19 protein-coding genes are annotated in these 19963 nt (G+C 66.7%); 5 read left to right on the top strand and 14 right to left on the bottom strand.

Going from position 1 to position 19963, the window contains the following annotated elements; translation table 11 throughout:
* Positions 1–48 precede the first annotated feature (48 nt).
* From rseP to rpsB, 8 genes are all read right to left on the bottom strand, one after another.
* The gene (rseP, locus tag ATE67_RS00670) at positions 49–1182 is read right to left on the bottom strand and encodes an RIP metalloprotease RseP (RefSeq protein WP_058815201.1); all 1134 of its coding nucleotides are present in this window, start codon (positions 1180–1182) and stop codon (positions 49–51) included.
* Complete coding sequence (locus ATE67_RS00665) at positions 1175–2338, bottom strand: 1-deoxy-D-xylulose-5-phosphate reductoisomerase (RefSeq protein WP_058814779.1); 1164 nt, start codon at positions 2336–2338, stop codon at positions 1175–1177. Before ATE67_RS00665 ends, rseP begins: the two co-directional genes overlap by 8 nt.
* 1 nt (position 2339) lies before the next feature.
* Entirely contained in the window at positions 2340–3008 is a 669-nt protein-coding gene (locus ATE67_RS00660; protein WP_058814778.1) for a phosphatidate cytidylyltransferase, read from the bottom strand.
* Positions 3009–3011: 3 nt separating this feature from the next.
* Positions 3012–3698 (bottom strand): polyprenyl diphosphate synthase, encoded by a 687-nt coding sequence (uppS, locus tag ATE67_RS00655; RefSeq protein ID WP_082660121.1) that lies wholly within the window; start codon positions 3696–3698, stop codon positions 3012–3014.
* Between the two features lie 122 nt (positions 3699–3820).
* Positions 3821–4375: a ribosome recycling factor gene (gene frr / locus ATE67_RS00650; protein ID WP_058814776.1), complete on the bottom strand. Its 555-nt coding sequence runs from the start codon at positions 4373–4375 to the stop codon at positions 3821–3823.
* Between the two features lie 48 nt (positions 4376–4423).
* Positions 4424–5146: a UMP kinase gene (gene pyrH / locus ATE67_RS00645; protein ID WP_058814775.1), complete on the bottom strand. Its 723-nt coding sequence runs from the start codon at positions 5144–5146 to the stop codon at positions 4424–4426.
* A 231-nt stretch (positions 5147–5377) separates the two neighbouring features.
* A complete protein-coding gene (gene tsf / locus ATE67_RS00640) occupies positions 5378–6304 on the bottom strand; it encodes a translation elongation factor Ts (RefSeq protein WP_058814774.1) in 927 nt (308 codons plus the stop codon).
* Positions 6305–6439: 135 nt separating this feature from the next.
* Positions 6440–7288, bottom strand: a complete 849-nt coding sequence (gene rpsB, locus ATE67_RS00635) for a 30S ribosomal protein S2 (RefSeq protein ID WP_058814773.1) — start codon at positions 7286–7288, stop codon at positions 6440–6442.
* Between the two features lie 318 nt (positions 7289–7606).
* Here rpsB and ATE67_RS00630 point away from each other — a divergent pair, with 318 nt between their 5' ends.
* Positions 7607–7849 (top strand): hypothetical protein, encoded by a 243-nt coding sequence (locus ATE67_RS00630; protein ID WP_058814772.1) that lies wholly within the window; start codon positions 7607–7609, stop codon positions 7847–7849.
* Here ATE67_RS00630 and ATE67_RS00625 read toward each other — a convergent pair.
* Positions 7833–8606, bottom strand: coding sequence for a CDP-alcohol phosphatidyltransferase family protein (locus tag ATE67_RS00625; protein ID WP_058814771.1), 774 nt, complete (start codon positions 8604–8606; stop codon positions 7833–7835). The two genes, ATE67_RS00630 and ATE67_RS00625, sit on opposite strands and share 17 nt — an antisense overlap.
* A 1-nt stretch (position 8607) precedes the next feature.
* Positions 8608–9342, bottom strand: a complete 735-nt coding sequence (locus ATE67_RS00620; protein ID WP_058814770.1) for a phosphatidylserine decarboxylase — start codon at positions 9340–9342, stop codon at positions 8608–8610.
* Between the two features lie 173 nt (positions 9343–9515).
* On the opposite strand from ATE67_RS00620, the gene ATE67_RS00615 reads away from it, so the two are divergent.
* Both ATE67_RS00615 and ATE67_RS00610 read left to right on the top strand, forming a co-directional pair.
* Entirely contained in the window at positions 9516–10730 is a 1215-nt protein-coding gene (locus tag ATE67_RS00615; protein ID WP_058814769.1) for an NADP-dependent isocitrate dehydrogenase, read from the top strand.
* 97 nt (positions 10731–10827) lie between these two features.
* Entirely contained in the window at positions 10828–12612 is a 1785-nt protein-coding gene (locus ATE67_RS00610; protein WP_058814768.1) for a cation:proton antiporter domain-containing protein, read from the top strand.
* A gap of 140 nt (positions 12613–12752) precedes the next feature.
* Here the strand turns inward: ATE67_RS00610 and ATE67_RS00605 are convergent, their stop codons facing one another.
* Positions 12753–15692, bottom strand: coding sequence for a M16 family metallopeptidase (locus ATE67_RS00605; RefSeq protein ID WP_058814767.1), 2940 nt, complete (start codon positions 15690–15692; stop codon positions 12753–12755).
* A gap of 88 nt (positions 15693–15780) precedes the next feature.
* Here ATE67_RS00605 and ATE67_RS00600 point away from each other — a divergent pair, with 88 nt between their 5' ends.
* Complete coding sequence (locus ATE67_RS00600; RefSeq protein WP_058814766.1) at positions 15781–16644, top strand: carbon-nitrogen hydrolase family protein; 864 nt, start codon at positions 15781–15783, stop codon at positions 16642–16644.
* 125 nt (positions 16645–16769) lie between these two features.
* Here ATE67_RS00600 and ATE67_RS00595 read toward each other — a convergent pair whose 3' ends face one another.
* Both ATE67_RS00595 and ATE67_RS00590 read right to left on the bottom strand, forming a co-directional pair.
* The gene (locus ATE67_RS00595) at positions 16770–16991 is read right to left on the bottom strand and encodes a hypothetical protein (protein WP_058814765.1); all 222 of its coding nucleotides are present in this window, start codon (positions 16989–16991) and stop codon (positions 16770–16772) included.
* Positions 16992–17172: 181 nt separating this feature from the next.
* Positions 17173–17961, bottom strand: coding sequence for an NUDIX hydrolase (locus ATE67_RS00590; protein ID WP_058814764.1), 789 nt, complete (start codon positions 17959–17961; stop codon positions 17173–17175).
* Between the two features lie 121 nt (positions 17962–18082).
* Between ATE67_RS00590 and ATE67_RS00585 the strand changes: the two genes are divergently transcribed.
* A complete protein-coding gene (locus ATE67_RS00585; protein ID WP_058814763.1) occupies positions 18083–18715 on the top strand; it encodes a DUF4126 domain-containing protein in 633 nt (210 codons plus the stop codon).
* On the opposite strand, the gene ATE67_RS00580 is transcribed toward ATE67_RS00585, so the two are convergent.
* A complete protein-coding gene (locus tag ATE67_RS00580; RefSeq protein WP_058814762.1) occupies positions 18712–19935 on the bottom strand; it encodes an NAD(P)/FAD-dependent oxidoreductase in 1224 nt (407 codons plus the stop codon). The two genes, ATE67_RS00585 and ATE67_RS00580, sit on opposite strands and share 4 nt — an antisense overlap.
* Between the last annotated feature and the right edge of the window lie 28 nt (positions 19936–19963).

Below are 19963 nucleotides of genomic sequence, written 5' to 3'. Positions count from 1 at the left end.
ACGAACCCGCGCGGACGCGGGCTGGCGCGCACTCCTGCACCAGTCCGTCTATCCAATCAAGCGCGCGATCCGGTCCCAAAGGCCGAATGAGCCCAAATCATTGAAAGTCACGACCAGCATCAACGTCACGATCGCCATGAAGCCGAATCGGAACGCCCATTCCTGCGCCTGGGGCGGCGCAGGGCGGCGCCGGATCGCCTCATAGGCGTAGAAAAGCAAATGACCGCCATCGAGCATCGGCAATGGCAACAGGTTGATGAACCCCAGATTGATGGAGATCAGCGCCGCGAGGAAGATCAGCGAGGCGACGCCGACCGCCGCCCGCTCGCCCGACACCTTCGCCATGTTGAGCGGCCCGCTCATATCCTTGATCGAGCGATTGCCGGTGACGATCTGGCCGAGCACCTCGCCCGTCTGGCGCACGATCTGGCCGGTCTGGCGAAAGCCCACCGCGACCGCTTCGGGAAACGAGACCTTCTGGAACACGATGGTGCCGGGGCTGATACCGATCAGTCCGCGCTTGAACGCGTTGCCGAACTCATCCTTTTCGGTGACGAGCTTGGGCGTCAGGCGCACGGTCTGCTCGGCGCCGCTGCGCAGGATGCGGACGTCCATCGGCTCGCCGGCGCGGTGCGCGACCGCCATCGGGATGTCGGTGAACACCTCCATCGCGCGCCCGTCGACCGCAAGGATGCGGTCGCCCGGCCGGATGCCGGCCTCTTGCGCCGCCGACCCGGCCATCACCTGGCCCGCGACCGGCGGATTCGTCGGGGTGCCGCCGATCCAGGCAAAGCTCGCGAGGATGAGGATCGCGAACAGGAAATTGGTCACCGGCCCCGCAACGACGATCGCCGCGCGCTTCCACACGGGCTGCGCAGGGAAGCTGTGCGAGCGGATGTCGTCGGGCAGGTTCTTCCAGTTGGCGTCGGGCTGGCTGACCGCGTCGCGGTCGCCCGCAAACTGGACATAGCCGCCGAGCGGCAGCCAGCCGATCTTCCATTCGGTGCCGCGCTTGTCGGTCCAGCCCAAAATCTTGCGCCCGAAGCCGATCGAAAAGGTGTCCGCCTTCACCCCGCACAAGCGGCCGACGATGTAATGGCCATATTCATGGACGAACACGAGCGGCCCCAAGACGAGCAGGAACGCAAGGATCGTGAAGGGAATACCGGGAGCTTCAAGCATGTTCGTATTGGTCCACAAAATGCTGGGCGGCGGCGCGCGATGCGCCATCGACGCTGAATATGTCCTGAAGCGAGGTCGGAACCGCCGGCGCCCCGGCGTCGATCACGCGGCGAACCGTATCGACGATCGCGGGGAAGGAAATGCGCCCCGCCAGGAAAGCAGCGACCGCCACCTCGTTCGCCGCGTTGAGTTGCGCCGGGCGCGCGCCGCCCTCGGCGATCGCGGCGCGGCAGAGCGCGGTCGCGGGAAAGCGGACCTCGTCGGGCGCCTCGAAGTCCAGCCGCGCGATGTTCGCAAGGTCGAGCGGCGCGCACGGCGTCGCCATCCGCTGCGGCCAGGCGAGCGCCGAGGCGATCGGAATCCGCATGTCCGGGGAGCCGAGCTGCGCCAGCGTCGAACAATCGACATATTCGACCAGGCTGTGGATCACCGACTGCGGGTGGACCAGGATTTCGATACGGTCGAGCCCGACGGGAAACAGGTGATGCGCCTCGATCAGTTCAAGGCCCTTGTTCATCATGGTCGCGCTGTCGACGCTGATCTTCGCGCCCATCGACCAATTGGGGTGCGCGACAGCCTGCGCCGGGGTGACGCGCGCCATGTCCTCGGCAGTCATGGTGCGGAACGGCCCGCCGCTCGCGGTCAGGATGATGCGGCGCACCTGGTCGATCCGTCCGCCCGCGAGGCACTGAAAGATCGCATTATGCTCGCTGTCGACGGGCAGGATCGTCGCGCCCGATTTCCGCGCCGCCGCCGTCATCAACGCGCCCGCGGACACGAGTGCTTCCTTGTTGGCGAGGGCGACGTCAGTGCCGGCCTCGAGCGCCGCCATCGTCGGCGCGAGGCCCGCGGTGCCGACGATCGCCGCCATCACGAGGTCGGTCGGACGCTGCGCCGCTTCGACGAGCGCGGCGGCGCCGGCCGCGGTTTCGATCCCCGTCCCGGCGAGCGCCGCCTTCAGCGCCTCGTGGCAGCTTTCATCGGCGACGACCGCGACATCAGGCCGAAATTCCTTGGCGAGCTTCGCCAGTTCGGCGACGTCGCAATTGGCGGTCAGGACCGCGACATCCCACGCCTCGCCGTCGCGCCGCACAAGATCGAGGGTCGATTGACCGACCGATCCGGTGGCGCCGAACAGGGAGAGGCGGCGCGTCATCTCAGCCCCGGATCGCGATCTGCCCGGCGTACGCCAGCGCGCCGAGAATGAGCGCGACGGGCAGCAGCCCATCGACGCGGTCGAACAGCCCGCCATGGCCGGGGATCAGCTTGCCCGAATCCTTGGCGCCCGCCCGGCGCTTCATCCAGCTTTCGCCAAGATCGCCGAGCTGCGCGATCAGGCCCATGACGAGGCCGATCCACAGCGGCACCCCGACGATGCCGCCGCGGTCGGCGACCGTCGAGCCGACGACGAGCGCCGCGATCATGCCGCCGATCAGTCCCGACCAGGTCTTCGAAGGGCTGATCCGCGGCGCCAGCCGCGTGCCGCCAAAGGCGCGGCCCGCGAAATAGGCGCCGATGTCGGTCGCCCAGACCATGCCGAAGACCCAGAGCGCCGCGGTCATGCCCAGATGATCGCGAATGTACCAGAGCCCCGCGATCGCGCCGAGGATCGCCAGCGGGCCCAGGATATTGAGCGCCGTCTTCGCGCCGCCGCCCAGCGTCATCGCGCGGACGAGCGCGAGCCATTCGACGACCACCAGCGCGCCGCCGACGAGCAGCAACAGGCCGAAGGCGATGCCGCCGAACCAGAGCGCCATGCCCGCGATCGCGAAAAGCACGATCGCCGATCCCACGCGCGTCCAGAGGTCAGACTTTGCCGCGGCCATATCCTATAATCCCCCGTAGCGGCGTTCGCGCCGCGCAAAATGGTCGAGCGCCGCCTGCAGGTCGGCGGGCTTGAAGTCGGGCCACAATATGTCGGTGAAATACAGCTCGGCATAGGCCGACTGCCAGAGCAGGAAGTTCGACAATCGCATCTCGCCCGAGGTGCGGATGAGCAGGTCGAGCGGCGGCATGTCGGCGGTGTCGAGATGCGCCTCGATCGCCTCTGCCGTAATCGCGCCCGCCGCCGCCGCCGCCCCGGCGGCGCGGACCAGCTCGTCCTGCGCGCCATAGTTGAGCGCGACCGCCAGCGTCGTACGCTTGTTGCCCGCCGTGCGTTCGAGCGCATTCTCGATCAACGCGACGACGTCGGGGGCAAGCCCGCGCCAGTCGCCGATGACCTTGAGCCGTACGTCATTGGCGGCGAATTCGTCGAGGTCGGAGATGATGAAGCGCTTCATCAGCCCCATCAGGTCGTTGACCTCTTCCTCGGGCCGTTTCCAGTTTTCGGAGCTGAAGGCATAGAGCGTCATCGCCTCGATGCCGAGGTCGCCCGCCGCGCGGACGATCGTGCGCACCGCCTCGACCCCCGCCCGGTGCCCGGCGATGCGCGGCAGCAGGCGCTTCTTGGCCCAGCGGCCGTTGCCGTCCATGATGATCGCGACGTGGCGCGCACCGTGATGAGTTTCAGACACCGGAGAAACCTAGAATTCCGTTCGCCCTGAGCCTGTCGAAGGGCCGTTCTTTCCTCTTGAAGAAAAGGACGGGGCTTCGACAAGCTCAGCCCGAACGGCTGAGGGGTGAGCCCGAAAAAGCACTAGCCCAGGATTTCCTTTTCCTTCGCGGTCGCCGCGGCGTCGATTTCGGCGATCGTCGCGTCGGTCAGCTTTTGGACCTCGGCCTCGGCGCGCTTGCGCTCGTCCTCGCTGATTTCCTTCTTGTTCTCGTCCTGCTTCAGATTGTCCATGCCGTCGCGGCGGACGTTGCGGACGGCGACGCGCGCCTTTTCGGCATATTGCCCCGCCAACTTCGACAGCTCCTTGCGGCGCTCCTGCGTCATTTCGGGAATCGGCAGGCGCAGCGTCTGGCCGTCGACGATCGGGTTGAGGCCGAGCCCCGCCGAGCGGATCGCCTTGTCGACCGGGCCGACGTTCGACTTGTCCCACACCTGCACCGACAGCATCCGTGGTTCGGGCGCGCTGACCGAGGCAACCTGGTTCAGCGGCATGTGGCTGCCATAGACCTCGACCGTCACCGGATCGAGCAGCGCGGTGTGCGCGCGGCCGGTACGGAGGCCGCCAAGGTCGCCCTTCAGCGATTCGACCGCGCCGTGCATGCGGCGCTCGAGATCGGCCTTGTCATATTTCGCCATCTGTCTTTCCTCTCTTATGCTTCCGGGGCGTCGCGGGGCGGCGGTTGGTCAGCCGGCTTCGCCGACGACGGTCGAAACGCCCTCGCCGGCCAGCACGCGCGCCAGATTGCCGGGCTCGCGAATGTTGAACACCACGATCGGGATATGGTTGTCGCGGCAGAGCGCCACCGCGCTCGCGTCCATGACCTTCAGATTGTCGGCGAGGACGCGGTCATAGCTCAGCGTGTCATAGCGCACCGCCGAGGCATCCTTCTTGGGATCGGCATTATACACGCCGTCGACGCTGGTCCCTTTCAGCAGCGCATCGCACTTCATCTCGGCGGCGCGCAGCGCGGCGCCGCTGTCGGTGGTGAAATAGGGCGCGCCGACGCCCGCGGCAAAGATCACGACGCGGCCTTTTTCGAGATGGCGCTCGGCGCGGCGGCGGATCACCGGCTCGCACACCTTGTCCATCTCGATCGCCGACTGGACGCGCGTCTGGACGCCAAGCTGTTCGAGCGCGTTCTGCATCGCGAGCGCGTTCATCACGGTCGCGAGCATGCCCATATAATCGGCCTGCGCGCGGTCCATGCCCTTGGCGGCGCCCGCCATGCCGCGAAAGATATTGCCGCCGCCGATGACGAGGCAGATTTCGAGCCCGCGATCCTTCGCCTCCTTGACCTCGGCGGCCATGCTCGCGACGGTTTCGGGGTCGATGCCGAAGGGGGTCGATCCCATCAGCGCCTCGCCCGACAGCTTGAGCAAAATGCGTTTCATGCCGGGCAAAGCCATGTCGGGGGGAACCTCTTGCAAACTCAACATATGCGAATGGCGCGCACCCTAGTGAAGGCGCGCGCCATTGCCAAGCGGACTGCCGCGCTCCCTTCACTTCGTCATGCTGAACTTGTTTCAGCATCCATGGCCCGGCTTTCGCCTTCTGAGCCTGCGGAGACCGGAAGGTCCGGCCATGGACCCTGAAACAAGTTCAGGGTGACGAGGAAATGAGGGACAGCCCCTAATTAATCAAACGCCGGCGGCCGCCGCGACTTCTGCCGCGAAGTCGCTTTCTTCCTTCTCGATGCCTTCACCGAGCTGGAAGCGGACGAAGCCCTTGAGCGTGATCGCAGCGCCGACATCCTTGCCGGCTGCCGCGACGACTTCGGCGACCGGGGTCTTGCCGTCGATCACGAACAGCTGCGACAGCAGCGCGTTTTCCTTGCGGTACTTGGCGATCGCACCGTCGACCATCTTCGCGACGATCTCGGCGGGCTTGCCCGACTGGGCGGCCTTTTCCTCGGCGATCGCGCGTTCGCGCGCGACCAGGTCGGCGTCGAGGTCGTCGCCGTTCAGCGCCAGCGGGTTCGCCGCAGCGACGTGCATCGCCAGCTGCTTGCCCAGCGGCTCCAGAACGTCGGCGCCCGCGCTCGATTCGAGCGCGATCAGCACGCCGATCTTGCCCATGCCGGGCGCGGCCGCATTATGGACATAGCCCGTCACGACGCCCGAGCCGACCGACAGGATGGCGGCGCGGCGCAGCGACTGGTTTTCACCGATCGTCGCGATGTTGCTGGTCAGCTTTTCCGCGACGGTGCCGCCGGTCGGATAGGCCGCCGCGCCCAGCGCGTCGATGTCGGTGATGTTGTTCGCGAGCGCGACCTTGGTCACTTCGCGGACGAATTCCTGGAACTGCTCGTTCTTGCCGACGAAGTCGGTTTCGCTGTTCACTTCGACCAGCGCACCCTTGGTGCCGTCGGTGGCGAAGCCGACGAGGCCTTCGGCGGCGACGCGGCCGGCCTTCTTGGCGGCGGCGGCGAGGCCCTTAGTGCGCAGCCAGTCGATCGACGCCTCGATGTCGCCGCCATTTTCGGCGAGCGCCTTTTTGCAGTCCATCATGCCGGCGCCGGTGCGGTCGCGCAGTTCCTTGACGAGAGCGGCCGTGATTTCAGCCATGGGATATTCCTTTCCAAAACGGCGGGCGCGTTTCGGCCCGCGGGACGCCCGCGCGCATGGCGGGGCGATAAGTCAAAGCGATGACAGGGACGGCGCGAGCGTGGCGCCGCGCCGTCCCGTCACCAACAGAGCGGATTAGGCGTCGCTCTGACGTTCGGTTTCGGCGGCGGCCTCGGCCGGGACCTGTTCGTCCTCGGTCACCGCGGCAGCCGCTTCGGCGGCCGGGGCTTCTTCGGTCAGCGCCGGTTCGGCGACGGGCTCGACCGCCGCGCCCAGGTCTTCGCCGCGATCGGCGCGGGCCTGCTGGCCGCCACGGGTCGCCGCCTGGGCAACCGCGTCGCAGTAAAGGCGGATGGCGCGCGCGGCGTCATCGTTCGCCGGAACCGGAAAGGCGATGCCATCGGGCGAGACGTTCGAATCGAGGATCGCGACGACGGGGATGCCGAGGACGTTGGCTTCCTTGATCGCCAGCTCTTCCTTGTTCGCGTCGATCACGAACATCACGTCGGGGATGCCGCCCATGTCGCGGATGCCGCCGAGCGACATTTCCAGCTTGTCGCGTTCGCGGGTGCGGTTGAGCACTTCCTTCTTGGTGAGGCCCGAGGTGTCGCCCGAAAGCTGCTCTTCGAGCGTCTTCAAACGCTTGATCGAGTTCGAGATCGTCTTCCAGTTGGTGAGCATGCCGCCCAGCCAGCGGTGGTTGACGAAATGCTGACCCGACGCGCGGGCCGCATCGGCGATCGGGCCCTGCGCCTGGCGCTTGGTGCCGACGAACAGCACCTTGCCGCCGGCGGCCGAGGTCGAGGCGATGAAGTCGAGCGCGCGCGCGAACAGCGGCACGGTCTGCGACAGGTCGAGGATGTGGATGCCGTTGCGCGCGCCGAAGATATACGGCTTCATGCGCGGGTTCCAACGGTGGGTCTGGTGGCCGAAGTGGGCGCCAGCTTCGATAAGATTCTGCATCGTGACGACAGGTGCCGCCATAGTCTTTCTCCTTCCGGTTAGTCCTCTGGAAAGCAAGAACCGGGTTCCGCAAGCGGATGATCCCGGCACCGGTGATGTGCGCCTTCCATGTGGAATGGGCGGGCCGTTAGACGGGTTGGCCACCAAAAGCAAGCGCCGCGCGCCGCTTTTCGACCGAATATGCCGGCCGGTCGTCGCAGCCGAAATCTTCATTTCGGCGACAAAGCGACTCCGTTCGTCGCATTTTGCTTGAGAACAAAACAGGAACATGGAACGAAAAGCGTACCGAAACCGTAGCTCCCAGCAGGTTTCGCACGAAAGAAGCCGAAAGGGAACAAAATGGTTCAGGTCGCCGCCGCTCTCCTCTTCGCCCTCGCCGCCGGGCTTGGCCTGATGGTGATTCTCGCGATGCTCAAGACCAACGGCGATGCCATTCTCTCGGCGCTGGCCGGCGAAGGCGCCTTCCCTGCGAATACCGCGCCGCAGCCCCCTGCGACCGTGATCAAGCTGCGTCCGTCGGCCCCGCGCCGTCACATTTCGCGCGCGATCACCGCCCGCCCGCAGCTCAGCCGCGCCGCCTGACCTTCGCATAGCTCGCGACGCCGAACGGCAGCGTCGCCGCATAGACCGCGCACACCGCGAGCAGCGTCAGCCATGGCGCGGTGACCAGCGCGGCGCCCAGCAGCCCGACCCCCGCCAGCGCGAACAGGCGCCACGACCGGCGCAGGCGGATCGACGCCCAGCTATAGGTCGGGATCGCCGAGATCATCAGCATCGCGACGCCCAGCGACCAGGGCATGACGACATACCATTCACGGAACAGGTCGTGCCCGGTCACCAGCCACAGATAGACGGGCACGAACGACAGCCCGGCCCCGGCCGGCGCCGGAATGCCGGTGTTGAACCCCGCCGACTTGTGCGGCTGGAAATCGGCGTCCATGCGCGAATTGAAGCGCGCGAGACGCAAGGCGCAGCAGACCGCGAGCGCGAGCGCGGCGGTCCAGCCGAACTTCGGCGCATATTGCAGCGACCAGAGGAACAGGATCATCGCCGGCGCGACGCCGAAGGCGATCACGTCGGACAGGGAATCGAGCTCGGCCCCGAACTTGCTCTGCGCGCGCAGCAGCCGCGCAATGCGTCCGTCCATGCCGTCGAGCACCCCGGCGACGATGATCATCGTGATCGCGGCGCTCCATTCCTGGCCGATCGCGAAGCGGACCCCGGTCAATCCCGAGCACAAGGCCAGCAGCGTGATGGCGTTCGGCGCGAAGGCGCGCAGCGGAATCCCGCCGATGCGGCGCCGCTCGGCGTCGGCCGCCGGCTGCTCGCTTTCCGCCATCTTACTGGCCGATGCCGTCGAGGATTTCGGACGTGCCGAGCCGCGCGATCACCGTCTCGCCCGCCAGCGCGCGCTGGCCGAGCAGGACCTGCGGCGTCGTGCCCGCGGGCAGATAGACGTCGACGCGGCTGCCGAAGCGGATCAGGCCGACGCGCTGGCCGGTCGTGAGCTCGGTTCCCATGCTGACGAAGGGCAGGATGCGCCGCGCGACCAGGCCCGCGATCTGGGTGAAGCCGATCCGCACCCCGTCGGCGCGTTCGACGACGAAATGCTGGCGCTCATTCTCCTCGCTCGCCTTGTCGAGGTCGGCGTTCACGAACTTGCCGGGAATATAGACGAGCTTGCGCAGCGTACCGGCGACCGGCGTGCGGTTGATGTGGACATCGAACACGCTCATGAAAATCGAGACGCGCAGCATCAGCGGATCGTTCAGCCCGTCGGGGCCGGCAATCTCGGGCGGCGGCGCAACCTCGGCGATCTGGGTGACCAGCCCGTCGGCGGGCGCGATCACGATGTCGCTGCCGGTCGGCGTCACGCGCACCGGGTCGCGGAAGAAGGTGCCGATCCAGATGGTGACCCCCAGCATCAGCCAGCCGAGGATATCCCAGCCGAGCAGCCAGAAGCAGAGGGTGACGATCCCCGCGATCAGCACGAACTTGCGGCCTTCGGGATGGATCGAAGGCCAGCGCCACTTGATGCCGCCGCCGGGGCGGTTGGAAGAGATGGTTGTGGACATGGCGGTCTTTCTAGGGGGCAGCTTTCATATAGACAATGCATAAGCACCGACATCGCTGCCACTTGGGCGGCACTTTGGCTGCCAGGCCGGCTGCGACGCGGCCATTGATCAATCGCCCGGCTTTGCTTAAGGCCCGCTGCAACTCCGACTCCCCAAGGAAAAAGGCTTAACGCATGGGCAAGATCAAGGTAGCCAACCCGGTCGTCGAACTCGACGGCGACGAAATGACCCGGATCATCTGGCAATGGATCCGCGAACGGCTTATCCTGCCCTACCTCGACATCGACCTGCATTATTACGACCTCGGCATCGAGGAGCGCGACCGCACCGACGACAAGATCACCGTCGAAGCCGCGAACGCGATCAAGAAGTACGGCGTCGGCGTGAAGTGCGCGACCATCACCCCCGACGAAGCGCGCGTCGAGGAATTCGGCCTCAAGAAGATGTGGAAGTCGCCGAACGGCACGATCCGCAACATCCTGGGCGGCGTCGTGTTCCGCGAACCGATCGTCATGAAGAATGTCCCGCGCCTCGTCCCCGGCTGGACCGACCCCATCGTCGTCGGCCGCCACGCGTTCGGCGACCAGTATAAGGCGACCGATTTCCGCGTCCCCGGCCCCGGCAAGCTGCGCCTGGTGTTCGAGGGCGAGGACGGCACGCTGATCGACGAGGAAGTCTTCCAGTTCCCCTCGGCGGGCGTCGCGATGGGGATGTACAATCTCGACGATTCGATCCGCGACTTCGCGCGCGCCAGCCTGAACTATGGCCTCGCCCGCGAATGGCCGGTGTATCTGTCGACCAAGAATACGATCCTGAAAGCCTATGACGGCCGTTTCAAGGATCTGTTCGAGGAAGTGTTCCAGGCTGAATTCAAGGCGAAGTTCGACGCGCTCGGCATCGTCTACGAGCATCGCCTGATCGACGACATGGTCGCCTCGGCGCTCAAATGGTCGGGCAAGTTCGTCTGGGCCTGCAAGAATTACGACGGCGACGTCCAGTCGGACACCGTCGCGCAGGGCTTCGGCTCGCTCGGCCTGATGACCAGCGTGCTGATGACCCCCGACGGCCAGACGGTCGAATCCGAAGCCGCGCACGGCACCGTCACCCGCCACTACCGCATGCACCAGCAGGGCAAGGCGACCTCGACCAACCCGATCGCGTCGATCTTCGCCTGGACCGGCGGCCTCAAGCACCGCGGCAAGCTCGACGACAATGCGGCGCTGATCAAGTTCGCCGACGACCTCGAAAAGGTCTGCGTCGCGACGGTCGAAAGCGGCAAGATGACCAAGGACCTCGCGCTCCTCATCGGTCCCGACCAGAACTGGCTGACGACCGAGGGCTTCTTCGAGGCGATCGTCGAGAACCTCGACAAGAAGATGGGCGCCTGATCTTGTTTCGTCGTCCCGGCGCAGGCCGGGATGACGGTCTGAAAAGTGGCTTTAACAGCCTAGCCAATCGGGGCCGGCCTGCATAAGGTCGGCCCCTATGGTATCGGAACAGGAAACGTCGGCCATCGGCAACGCGCTGGTGGTGCTGGGCGCGGCGGGCATCGTCATCCCCGCTTTTGCGCGCTTCAAGATTTCGCCGGTGATCGGCTTCATCCTCGTCGGACTGCTGGTCGGCCCGTCGGGCCTCGGCTCGCTCGCCGCCGATTATCCCTGGCTGAAGCATGTCACGATCGGATCGACCGAGGATATCGCGCTCTTCGCCGAGTTCGGCATCATCCTGCTGCTCTTCTCGATCGGGCTCGAACTGTCCTTCCGCCGCCTGTGGCAACTCAGAAAATTGGTGTTCGGCATCGGCGCCGCCGAACTGACGCTCGGCGGATTGCTCCTCGGCAGCGCGCTGCTGCTGTTCGGCGATCATTCGCTGCCCGCCGCCTATGGCCTCGGCATCGCGCTCGCGCTCTCGTCGACCGCACTGGTGCTGCCGATCGCGGGCACCAAATCGGCGGTCGGCCGCGCGTCCTTTTCCATGCTGCTGTTCGAGGATCTGGCGCTGGTCCCGATCATCTTCGTCCTCGCCGCGCTGTCGCCCACTGCGGCGGGGGACGGCGCCGAAATGTTCCTGACGACCCTGTGGCAAGGCGCCGTCGTCGTGGCGGTCCTGGCCGCCGCCGGCTGGTTCCTGCTGCCGCGTATCTTTGCGCAAGCCGCACGCGCGAAAGACCCCGAACTGTTCCTCGCCGCCAGCCTGCTCGTCGTCATCGTCGCGGCCATGGCGACCGCCGCGGTCGGCCTGTCGCCGATCGTCGGCGCGCTGCTCGCGGGCCTGATGATCGCCGAAACCGAATATCATAACGAGGTCGAGGCGATCACCGCGCCGTTCAAGGGCCTCGCGCTCGGGGTCTTCCTGATCAGCGTCGGCATGGGCGTGGACCTCAAGACCGTCGCCGAATATTGGCCGCAGCTGATCGCGGCGGTGGTCGGCGTCGTCGCAGTGAAGGCGATCGTCACCGCCGCGCTGCTGCGCTTTTCGGGCATGGCGCGGCGCGGCACCGCCGCCGAGGTCGGGCTGTTGATGGCGAGCCCGTCCGAAACCACCCTGATCGTGCTCGCGACCGCGCTGCAGGCGCAGATCATCAGCCGCGACACCGCGGAGTTCTGGCAGTTGGTCACCGCCATCGGCCTCACCATCACGCCGCTGCTTGCCCGCGTCGGCCACGACATCGCCCGCCGCATCGAAATGCGCAGCGGCGACGCGCAGGCCGACGAGACCCCCGAAGGCCGCACCGTGGTCGTGGGTTTCGGCCGCGTCGGCCATACGGTCGCCGAGCTGCTGCGCGAGCATGGCCGCCCCTATATCGCCGTCGATGCCGATATCGACACGGTCGCTGCGGCACGGCGCGACGGCTTCAAGGTGCGCTTCGCCGACGTCGCGCGCCCGGGCAGCCTCGACAAGCTGGGCATCGAGACCGCGAACGCGATCGTGCTGACGATGGACGACCCGGTGCAGCAACTGCGCATGACGCGCCAGCTCAAGCAGAAATATCCCGACCTGCCGGTGATCAGCCGCGCGCGCGACGCCGATCATGCCGCCGCGCTCTATCAGGCCGGCGCGAACGACGCGGTGCCCGAAACGCTCGAAAGCTCGCTGCAACTGGCCGAGGCGGTGCTGATCGACCTCGGCGTTGCGATGGGGCCGGTGATCGCCTCGATCCACGACGTCCGCGCCAAGATGCGCCACGACATCATGACCAAGGGTCAGCTCGACCGCGAGCCCCGCATTCGCAAGACGCGGCGGCCGGTCGAGAACGGCGGCAACGCCTAGCTTGTCCGGACATTCGGCTCAGGGTGAGCCGGAAATGGTGATTTTACGCGAACCGGAGCCCGGCGTACTTCGCCACGCGCGCGCCGGAAGTACGGAAAATCGGCATTTGCAGGCAGCCAGGGGCCGAATGTCGATACAATCTAGCGCCCGCCCGCGGCCGCGGCCGTGTTCAGCGCGCTCGCCTCGGCCAGCGTCATCCCCGTCGGCAGGATCGCCAGCGACCATTGCCGCGACGGTTGCAGATATTGTTTCGCCAGCCGCTGGACATCGGCCGCGGTGACGCTGGAAATATCCTGTTCGATCGACAGCGCCTGCGCGGTGACGCGCGGATCGCGCGTCGCGCCTTCGAGCAGGAACATCCAATAGACATTGCCCGTCGAGGCGCGCGCGACCTGCTCGCGGATCGGCCCCGCATTGCGCGCCAGTTCGTCGGCGCCGACCGGATTGGCGACGAGGTCGGCCGCGATGTCGCGGGCGATGCCATAGAAGCGGTCGATGTCCTTCGGCGCGAGCAGGCTGCCGACCAGCAGATATCCCCCGCTGCCCTCGAACCCGGTCGGCCAATGGCTGTCGACCACGGGGCCATAGCTCGCGCCCTGTTCGGCGCGCAGCCGGTCGAAGAGACGATCGTTGAAGATCGCCGCGAGCACATCCATCGCGCGCTGGTCGCGCGGGCTGCCGAGCCCGCCGCTCGTCGGCCACGCCGTCATCGCCGCGGCCTGCCCCTTTTCGCCGCGGTGATAGGCGATCTCCGGCGTGACATTATGCTTGGCGAAGGCGACCTGCTGCCCCGACGGCGGCGCAACCGGCCCCCGCGGCGGCAGCGCGCCCAGCGTCTCGGCCAGGATCTTGCGATAGTCGACCGACGCCAGATCGCCGAACAGCTGCACCTCGATCGGCCCGCTCGCCAGCCGCGGTTCCCAGAAGGCGCGGAAAGCAGCGGGGGTCAGCGCCGAAATCTCGGCCTTCTCGGGCGGCGTCCAGCGGGCGTCGTTGCCCGTCAGCCAACCGCGCAGATTGCGGTCGAGCACTGCGTTGGGGGTCGCATCGTTGAGGTCGTAGCCGGTGAGGAAACCGACCCGCAGGCGCTCGACCGGCGCCGCATCCCAGCGCGGCTGCGACAATTGGCCCGCGATCAGCTTCATCTGGTCGGCCAGGTCGGCCGGGCGGCTTTCGGCCGCCAGCTCGAACGCGTCGTCCTCGATGGAGAAATTCATCTGGATCTGGCGGCCGTTGGTCAGCTGGTCGATCTCGTTCTGACCCCACGGCCCGATGCCGCTCGCCAACAGCGCGTAATCGCCGGTCCACAGCAGGTTCGGCGCATCGGCGGCGACGCTGCGGTTGCCCGATCCGAAGCGCACGTTGACGCGCACCTTGCCGGGCTCGACGCGATTGTTCGAGACAAGCGCGGTGACGCCGTTCGCGAATTCGATCCGCTCGGCGCGCAGGCCCGGGAGCAGCGCCGAAGAGGTGATCGTGCCGGGCGTTCCGATCGCCGGCAGTTGGCTGAAATCAACCTTGGCCGCGGCGAGCCGATCGTCGCGCGCCTTGGCGGGCGCCGCCAGCGCCGCGAGCAGCGCGCCGTCGCCGCCCGCGACCGGCGTCGGCGTCGTCAGCACGATGCGCGTCACCGGCGCGGCGAAGATCGCGCGGCTGATGTCGAGCATCACCTGCGGCGTCGCCGAGGCGCGGATCGCCTTGAACATGTCGACCTGCCCCTGCGGGCTGGTCACGACCTCGCTGATGTCGACCGCGCGCACGATGTCGTCGGCGAGCCGCGCGCCCGGCTCGTTGCGGGCGTTGTCGAGTTCCTTCTGGAGGAACGCCTGGATTTCGTTCGCCTCGCGGTCGATGTCGGCCTGCGACGGCGGCGTCTGCACCGCATCGGCGATCACCCCGCGCACGTCGGCGAGCGCCGCCTGCCAGTCGCTGAGCGGAACGATCTGCGCCATCGTGACGTCGGCGCTGCGGCTGACATATTGCTGCTCGACGGTGGCGACGAGATAGCTGCCCCCCGCCCGCGCGCGATTTTCGAGGCGGCGGTTGACCAGCGCCTGCGCGATGAACTCCAGGTAGAGCCGCCGGGTATTTTCCACCGTGTCGATGCGCTTTTTCCACGGGCGGATCATCGCCAGCGTCAGCGCGAGCGGCTGGTTTGCCTCGACGATCGCCTTCGCGACCGGCGCCTTGGGGTCGGGCTTGCCGAAATCGGGCTGCTTTACCGCTGCGCCGCTGCCGCGCCAGTCGCCATAATATTTCGCGATGAGCCGCTCGAATTCGGCCGGGTCGCCGTCGCCGGCGATCACCACCACCGCGCGCTCCGGCCGGTACCAGCGGTCGTGGAACGCCCGCACCGTATCGGCGCGCGCCGCGGCGAGCGATTCATTGGTGCCGATCGGCGAGCGGTCGCCAAGCAGCTGCCCGGCGAAAAGATGCGCCGTGGTCGCATCGGCGATGCGCTTTTGCGGACCGTCGGATTCGCGCAGCTCGGACATCACGACGCCGCGCTCGGCGGTGACCGCCGTGTCGGAAATCAGCGGCTCGCGCACCATGCCCGACAGCAATTTCATGCTCTCGTCGAGCGTCGCCGGGGTCACGCTCGGGATATCGAGCTGATAGACGGTCTGCGTCGGCGTCGTCTGCGCGTTGGAATCGCTGCCGAAGGTAACGCCGAACCGCTGCCAGATACGCTTGGCCTCGCCGTCGGGAATATGCTCCGATCCGCGGAAGGTCAGATGCTCGAGCAGATGGGCAAAGCCGCGTTCCTTGTCGGTCTCGAACATCGAACCGACATCCATGCGGACGCGGATCGACACCTGGCCGGGGGGCACGCCATTGTTGCGGACGGCGTATCGGACGCCGTTCGGGAGCACGCCGAATTTCCATGCGGTATCGCGCGGGATGTCGCTGCCGGCATAGAGCCAGTCCGCATTCTTCGGATTGACCGGCGCCGCCACCGCTGTCGGCGCATCCTGCGCAGCCGCCCCCATGGGAAGCAGCGCGAGCGCGGTCGCGGCGGCGCAGGCGGTTGTAAGCGAGCGGGAGAAACGAAGACGCGGCGGCGCGGGAGAATAAGACATTGGCTCACCTTATCGCGTTCGAACCTTGCTGGCCACTGAACTTAGACGAACGCTTGCCCGGCGCCGATCATCGGCCTAGCCAGACCGCATGACCGTGTCCGCCACCGCCGCCCCGCTCGCCGCGCTCGTCCAGATGACGAGCGGGATCGATCCCGACGCGAACCTGAGTACGATCGACAAGGCCATGGCCGCCGCCGCCGATGCGGGCGCGGCGATGGCCTTCCTCCCCGAAATGTCGCTGCTGCTCGACCGCGACCGCGCGCGATCGGGCGCGCATGTGGCGCGCGAGGCCGACAGCCCCTGGCCCGCGGCGTTGCAGGACATGGCGCGGCGCCACGGACTGTGGCTCCATACGGGATCGATGCCGCTCCTGTCCGACGACGGCGCCAAGCGCGTCAACCGCAGCCATGTCATCGCGGCGAGCGGCGAGATCGTGGCACGCTATGACAAGATCCACATGTTCGACGTGACGCTGCCGTCGGGGGAGAATTGGACCGAATCGGCGGCCTATGCCGGGGGCGATGCGATCGCCGTCGTCGATACGCCGATCGGGCGGCTCGGCCTCACCATCTGCTACGACATCCGCTTTCCCGAACTCTATCGCGCGCTCGTCGAGGGCGGCGCAGAGATCATCGCCGTGCCCGCGGCCTTCACCGTCTCGACCGGCGAGGCCCATTGGCACATTTTGCTCCGCGCGCGCGCGATCGAGACCGGTTGCCATATTCTCGCCGCCGCGCAGGCTGGCACACACGCCGACGGCCGCGCGACCTATGGCCACAGCCTCGTCAGCGATCCCTGGGGCATCGTCCTCGCCGAGGCCGAGGCGAGCAACAGCAGCGGCGACGGTGGTTTCGACCTCGCGATCGCGCCGATCGCGGGCGAAGCGCGCGATCGTGCGCGGCAGGCGATCCCGATCGCGCGATCGCGCGCGGCGCGCAACATCACGCTTTGATGCGAACCGGCCTCCGCCGGCCCGGTCGTCGCTGTTACAAAAAGTGAAATTCTCAAACCGGAAACGCACAAAAGGCCCCGAGCCGAAGCTCGGAGCCTTTCGGTATAGAGCGATCAGCCGCTAAATTACGGGCTGGTCGGGGTGTCGCTGTTGTTGTCCGACGCGATCACGATGCCACCGATGATAGCGGCCAGAGCAACGATCGCGATGATCCAGCTGGTGCTGCCTTCGAGTTCGCTTTCGCCGGCAACGTCCGACGCTGCGCGGGTCTGGGCCGAAGCGGCAACCGGAGCTGCGAGCATCGACACTGCTGCGAGAGAAACAGCAGCTTTCTTAAACAGGTTCATCATTTTCTCCGTCCACTGGAAAAACTAGTCTTCTCGAATCACACCAGCGATTTTTATCCCCGGCCTGACTCTGCTCAGTATGTGTAGGCAGTGTCGTCGCCAATTGCAACGACGATTTGGCCTAATCCGCAATTGTTATGAAATTGCTAAATCTAGGAAATCCAGCCAATTTGGTGTTAAATTAACCGCGCCGGACCCGGTCAAAAGGCTCGCTGGTAACGGGGTATCCCAAGTGCCCCGGAATGCACAGGTGCGACTGGCCGTCGCGATCCTCGATCCAGGGGGTGACCAGTTCGACCGGGAACTGTCCGGCATGCGCGGCAAAGCTGGAAAAGTCATGCTGCCCGGCAAGCCGTTCGAGGTTGCGCCGGGTCGGGAAGATCACCGACACGTCGCCACGATCGGCCATGGCGAGCGTTTCGCGTGCCGACGACCAAAAAATGTGACTGTGTTCGGCCTCTTCGACTGTCAGCTCGTGACCATGGGGCGGCGCCATGACGGCATAGAAGCGCGTATCGAATGTCCGCGCCTCTTTGAAATTGGGGCACCAGCGCGCGAAAGGTACGAGCGAATCCAATGCGATTCGCTCGCCGCGCGATTCGAGGATGGCCGACAGCAGCGTGCCGGCGAGCAGCGCCTGCCGGACCTCGGCCAGTTCGCCTTCGCCCAACCCCGGCCAGCCGACGGCAAGCCCGGTTTCCTCCAGCGTCTCGCGCAGCGCCGCCACGCGCGCAGCGCCCTCGGCTGCGTCCGCAAAGCCGTGCCGGCGCGCGACCAGATAGTCGTCGGGATCGACCCGCCCGCCCGGAAACACGACCGCACCGGCGGCGAAAGCCATGTTCGTCGCTCGTTTGACCATCAATATCTCGTCGGGGCCGCAGTCCGCCGCGGGTCGCATGATGACGAGCGTCGCGGCGGGGATGGCGCCTTCGGGCAGTGCGGGGTCTGGGGTGGGAAGCAGGTCGGTCATGCGGGATCGATAAACAGGCTTCGCCCGCTTGTCATCCGGCGCCGTCGACGGGCCATTGCCGCCAACCCTCGGCGGGTGCAAGATATGCCTTCGACAACCGGCCGGCGTGGGGAGCATCGCCATGGGAATACTGGAAATTTTGGGCGTCGCTGGCAGCCTCAGCCTGCTCGCGGGATGGCGGCTCTACCTCACCATTTTGGCGACCGGCGTCGCGATGTATTTCGGCTGGCTGCCGCTGCCCGAGCATTTGAAGGCGCTGCAGATCCTCGCCAATCCCTGGGTGCTCGGCGTCGCCGCGACTGGCACGCTCGCCGAATTTTTCGCCGACAAGGTCGCGTGGGTCGATACCGCGTGGGACTCGGTCCACAGCTTCATCCGCCCGCTCGGCGGCGCGCTGCTGGCGCTGGCGCTCGTCGACAGCTCGGACCCGGCCTGGCAGGTCGTCGCCTTCCTGCTCGGCGGCGGCGGCGCGTTGCTCAGTCACGGCGCGAAAGCAACGACGCGTGCGGTCGTCAACATCAGCCCCGAACCGTTCAGCAATGTCGCGGTCTCGACCAGCGAGGATGTCGCGACGGGCGGTCTGCTCGCGCTCGCGATCGCCTATCCGCCGCTTGCGATCGTCATCGCGGTGCTGATGCTGGTCGCGGCGGTCGTCGTGATCATCGCGCTGCGCCGCCTGCTCCGGAACATCAAGGCGACGCTGAAGAAAGCGCTCGGCGACGAACCCGTCGACCCTGCCCTGCCCCCGGCTTAAGCCGGCAGCAATGCCTTCAGCGGTGTAGCCGTATCGGCAAGCTGCTCGGGCGTGGCGCGGAGGCCTGCGGTGACGATCATGCGGCCCTGCACATAATCCTTGGTCGCGTTGACGCAGTCGAGCGCAATGACCTTCCCGCCCTTGAGATAGACGATCGAAAAGCTGCGCGTCGCGGGATCGCCGCGCAGCACCGCCTGATCGTGCCCGGTGGACAGGCCCGCGGTCTGGAGCTTCAGATCATATTGGTTCGACCAGAACCAGGGGATCGCATGATAGGGCGCTTCGTCGCCGACGATGCCCTTGGCGACGACATTTGCCTGGTCATTGGCATTCTGCACCGATTCCAGCCGGATCGTCGCGCCTTCGGCAAAATCGTTCACATGCGCGGCGCAGTCACCGATCGCATAGATGTCGGGCAGGCTCGTCTTGCACAGGCGGTCGACGAGCACGCCGTTGCCGCCCTCGGCGCCTGCCGCGATCAGCGGTTCGACCGCAGGCACGATGCCGATGCCGACGATCACCAGATCGGCGGGGATGACCTCGCCGTCGGCGAGCCGGACGCCGGTGACGTGCGTATCGCCCTCGATCGCATCGACGCACACGCCGAGCCGCAGGTCGACGCCGTGATCCCGATGCTCCTTCTCGTAGAAGCGCGACAATTCGACCCCGGCAACGCGCGCGAGGACGCGGTCGAGCGCTTCCAGCAGCACGACCTTCTTGCCCGCCTTGCGCAGCACCGCCGCGGCCTCGAGCCCGATATAGCCGCCGCCGATCACCACGATCTGCCCCGCGGTCTCCGACGCCGCCTTCATCGCGTCGGCATCGGCGCGCGTGCGCACCCCCTGCACGCCGGGCAGGTCGCCGCCGGGGATCGGCAGCATGCGCGGGCTCCCGCCGGTCGCCCAGACGAGCTTGCCATAGCCGATCGTCTCGCCGCCATCGGTGGTCACGGTATGGCCGGCCGGATCGACCGACGCGACGCGCTTGCCGAGCAGCATCGTCACCGCGCGCTCGTCCCAATATTTGGCGGGGCGGAGCTGGATGCGTTCGAATTCCTTCTCGCCCGCGAAATATTCCTTCGACAAGGGCGGGCGCTCATAGGGAAGCTCGGGCTCGTCGCCGATGATCGCAATGCTGCCCTCGAACTTCTGCGTGCGCAGCATGATCGCCACCTGCGCGCCGCCGTGCCCGGCCCCCACGATCACCACGTCGAACTTCATCGATCCCTCCGCCACGGAATGCGCATTC

Source organism: Sphingopyxis sp. H050 (assembly GCF_001468265.1).
Lineage (GTDB): Bacteria > Pseudomonadota > Alphaproteobacteria > Sphingomonadales > Sphingomonadaceae > Sphingopyxis.
This window is presented reverse-complemented; position numbering and strand designations above follow the sequence as displayed.

Coding starts and splice junctions, on each gene's coding strand:
- rseP (WP_058815201.1), bottom strand. CDS start 1,182: ATGCTTGAAGCTCCCGGTATTCCCTTCACGATCCTTGCGTTCCTGCTC.
- ATE67_RS00665 (WP_058814779.1), bottom strand. CDS start 2,338: ATGACGCGCCGCCTCTCCCTGTTCGGCGCCACCGGATCGGTCGGTCAA.
- ATE67_RS00660 (WP_058814778.1), bottom strand. CDS start 3,008: ATGGCCGCGGCAAAGTCTGACCTCTGGACGCGCGTGGGATCGGCGATC.
- frr (WP_058814776.1), bottom strand. CDS start 4,375: ATGGCGAAATATGACAAGGCCGATCTCGAGCGCCGCATGCACGGCGCG.
- pyrH (WP_058814775.1), bottom strand. CDS start 5,146: ATGGCTTTGCCCGGCATGAAACGCATTTTGCTCAAGCTGTCGGGCGAG.
- tsf (WP_058814774.1), bottom strand. CDS start 6,304: ATGGCTGAAATCACGGCCGCTCTCGTCAAGGAACTGCGCGACCGCACC.
- rpsB (WP_058814773.1), bottom strand. CDS start 7,288: ATGGCGGCACCTGTCGTCACGATGCAGAATCTTATCGAAGCTGGCGCC.
- ATE67_RS00630 (WP_058814772.1), top strand. CDS start 7,607: ATGGTTCAGGTCGCCGCCGCTCTCCTCTTCGCCCTCGCCGCCGGGCTT.
- ATE67_RS00625 (WP_058814771.1), bottom strand. CDS start 8,606: ATGGCGGAAAGCGAGCAGCCGGCGGCCGACGCCGAGCGGCGCCGCATC.
- ATE67_RS00620 (WP_058814770.1), bottom strand. CDS start 9,342: ATGTCCACAACCATCTCTTCCAACCGCCCCGGCGGCGGCATCAAGTGG.
- ATE67_RS00615 (WP_058814769.1), top strand. CDS start 9,516: ATGGGCAAGATCAAGGTAGCCAACCCGGTCGTCGAACTCGACGGCGAC.
- ATE67_RS00610 (WP_058814768.1), top strand. CDS start 10,828: ATGGTATCGGAACAGGAAACGTCGGCCATCGGCAACGCGCTGGTGGTG.
- ATE67_RS00605 (WP_058814767.1), bottom strand. CDS start 15,692: ATGTCTTATTCTCCCGCGCCGCCGCGTCTTCGTTTCTCCCGCTCGCTT.
- ATE67_RS00600 (WP_058814766.1), top strand. CDS start 15,781: ATGACCGTGTCCGCCACCGCCGCCCCGCTCGCCGCGCTCGTCCAGATG.
- ATE67_RS00595 (WP_058814765.1), bottom strand. CDS start 16,991: ATGAACCTGTTTAAGAAAGCTGCTGTTTCTCTCGCAGCAGTGTCGATG.
- ATE67_RS00590 (WP_058814764.1), bottom strand. CDS start 17,961: ATGACCGACCTGCTTCCCACCCCAGACCCCGCACTGCCCGAAGGCGCC.
- ATE67_RS00585 (WP_058814763.1), top strand. CDS start 18,083: ATGGGAATACTGGAAATTTTGGGCGTCGCTGGCAGCCTCAGCCTGCTC.
- ATE67_RS00580 (WP_058814762.1), bottom strand. CDS start 19,935: ATGAAGTTCGACGTGGTGATCGTGGGGGCCGGGCACGGCGGCGCGCAG.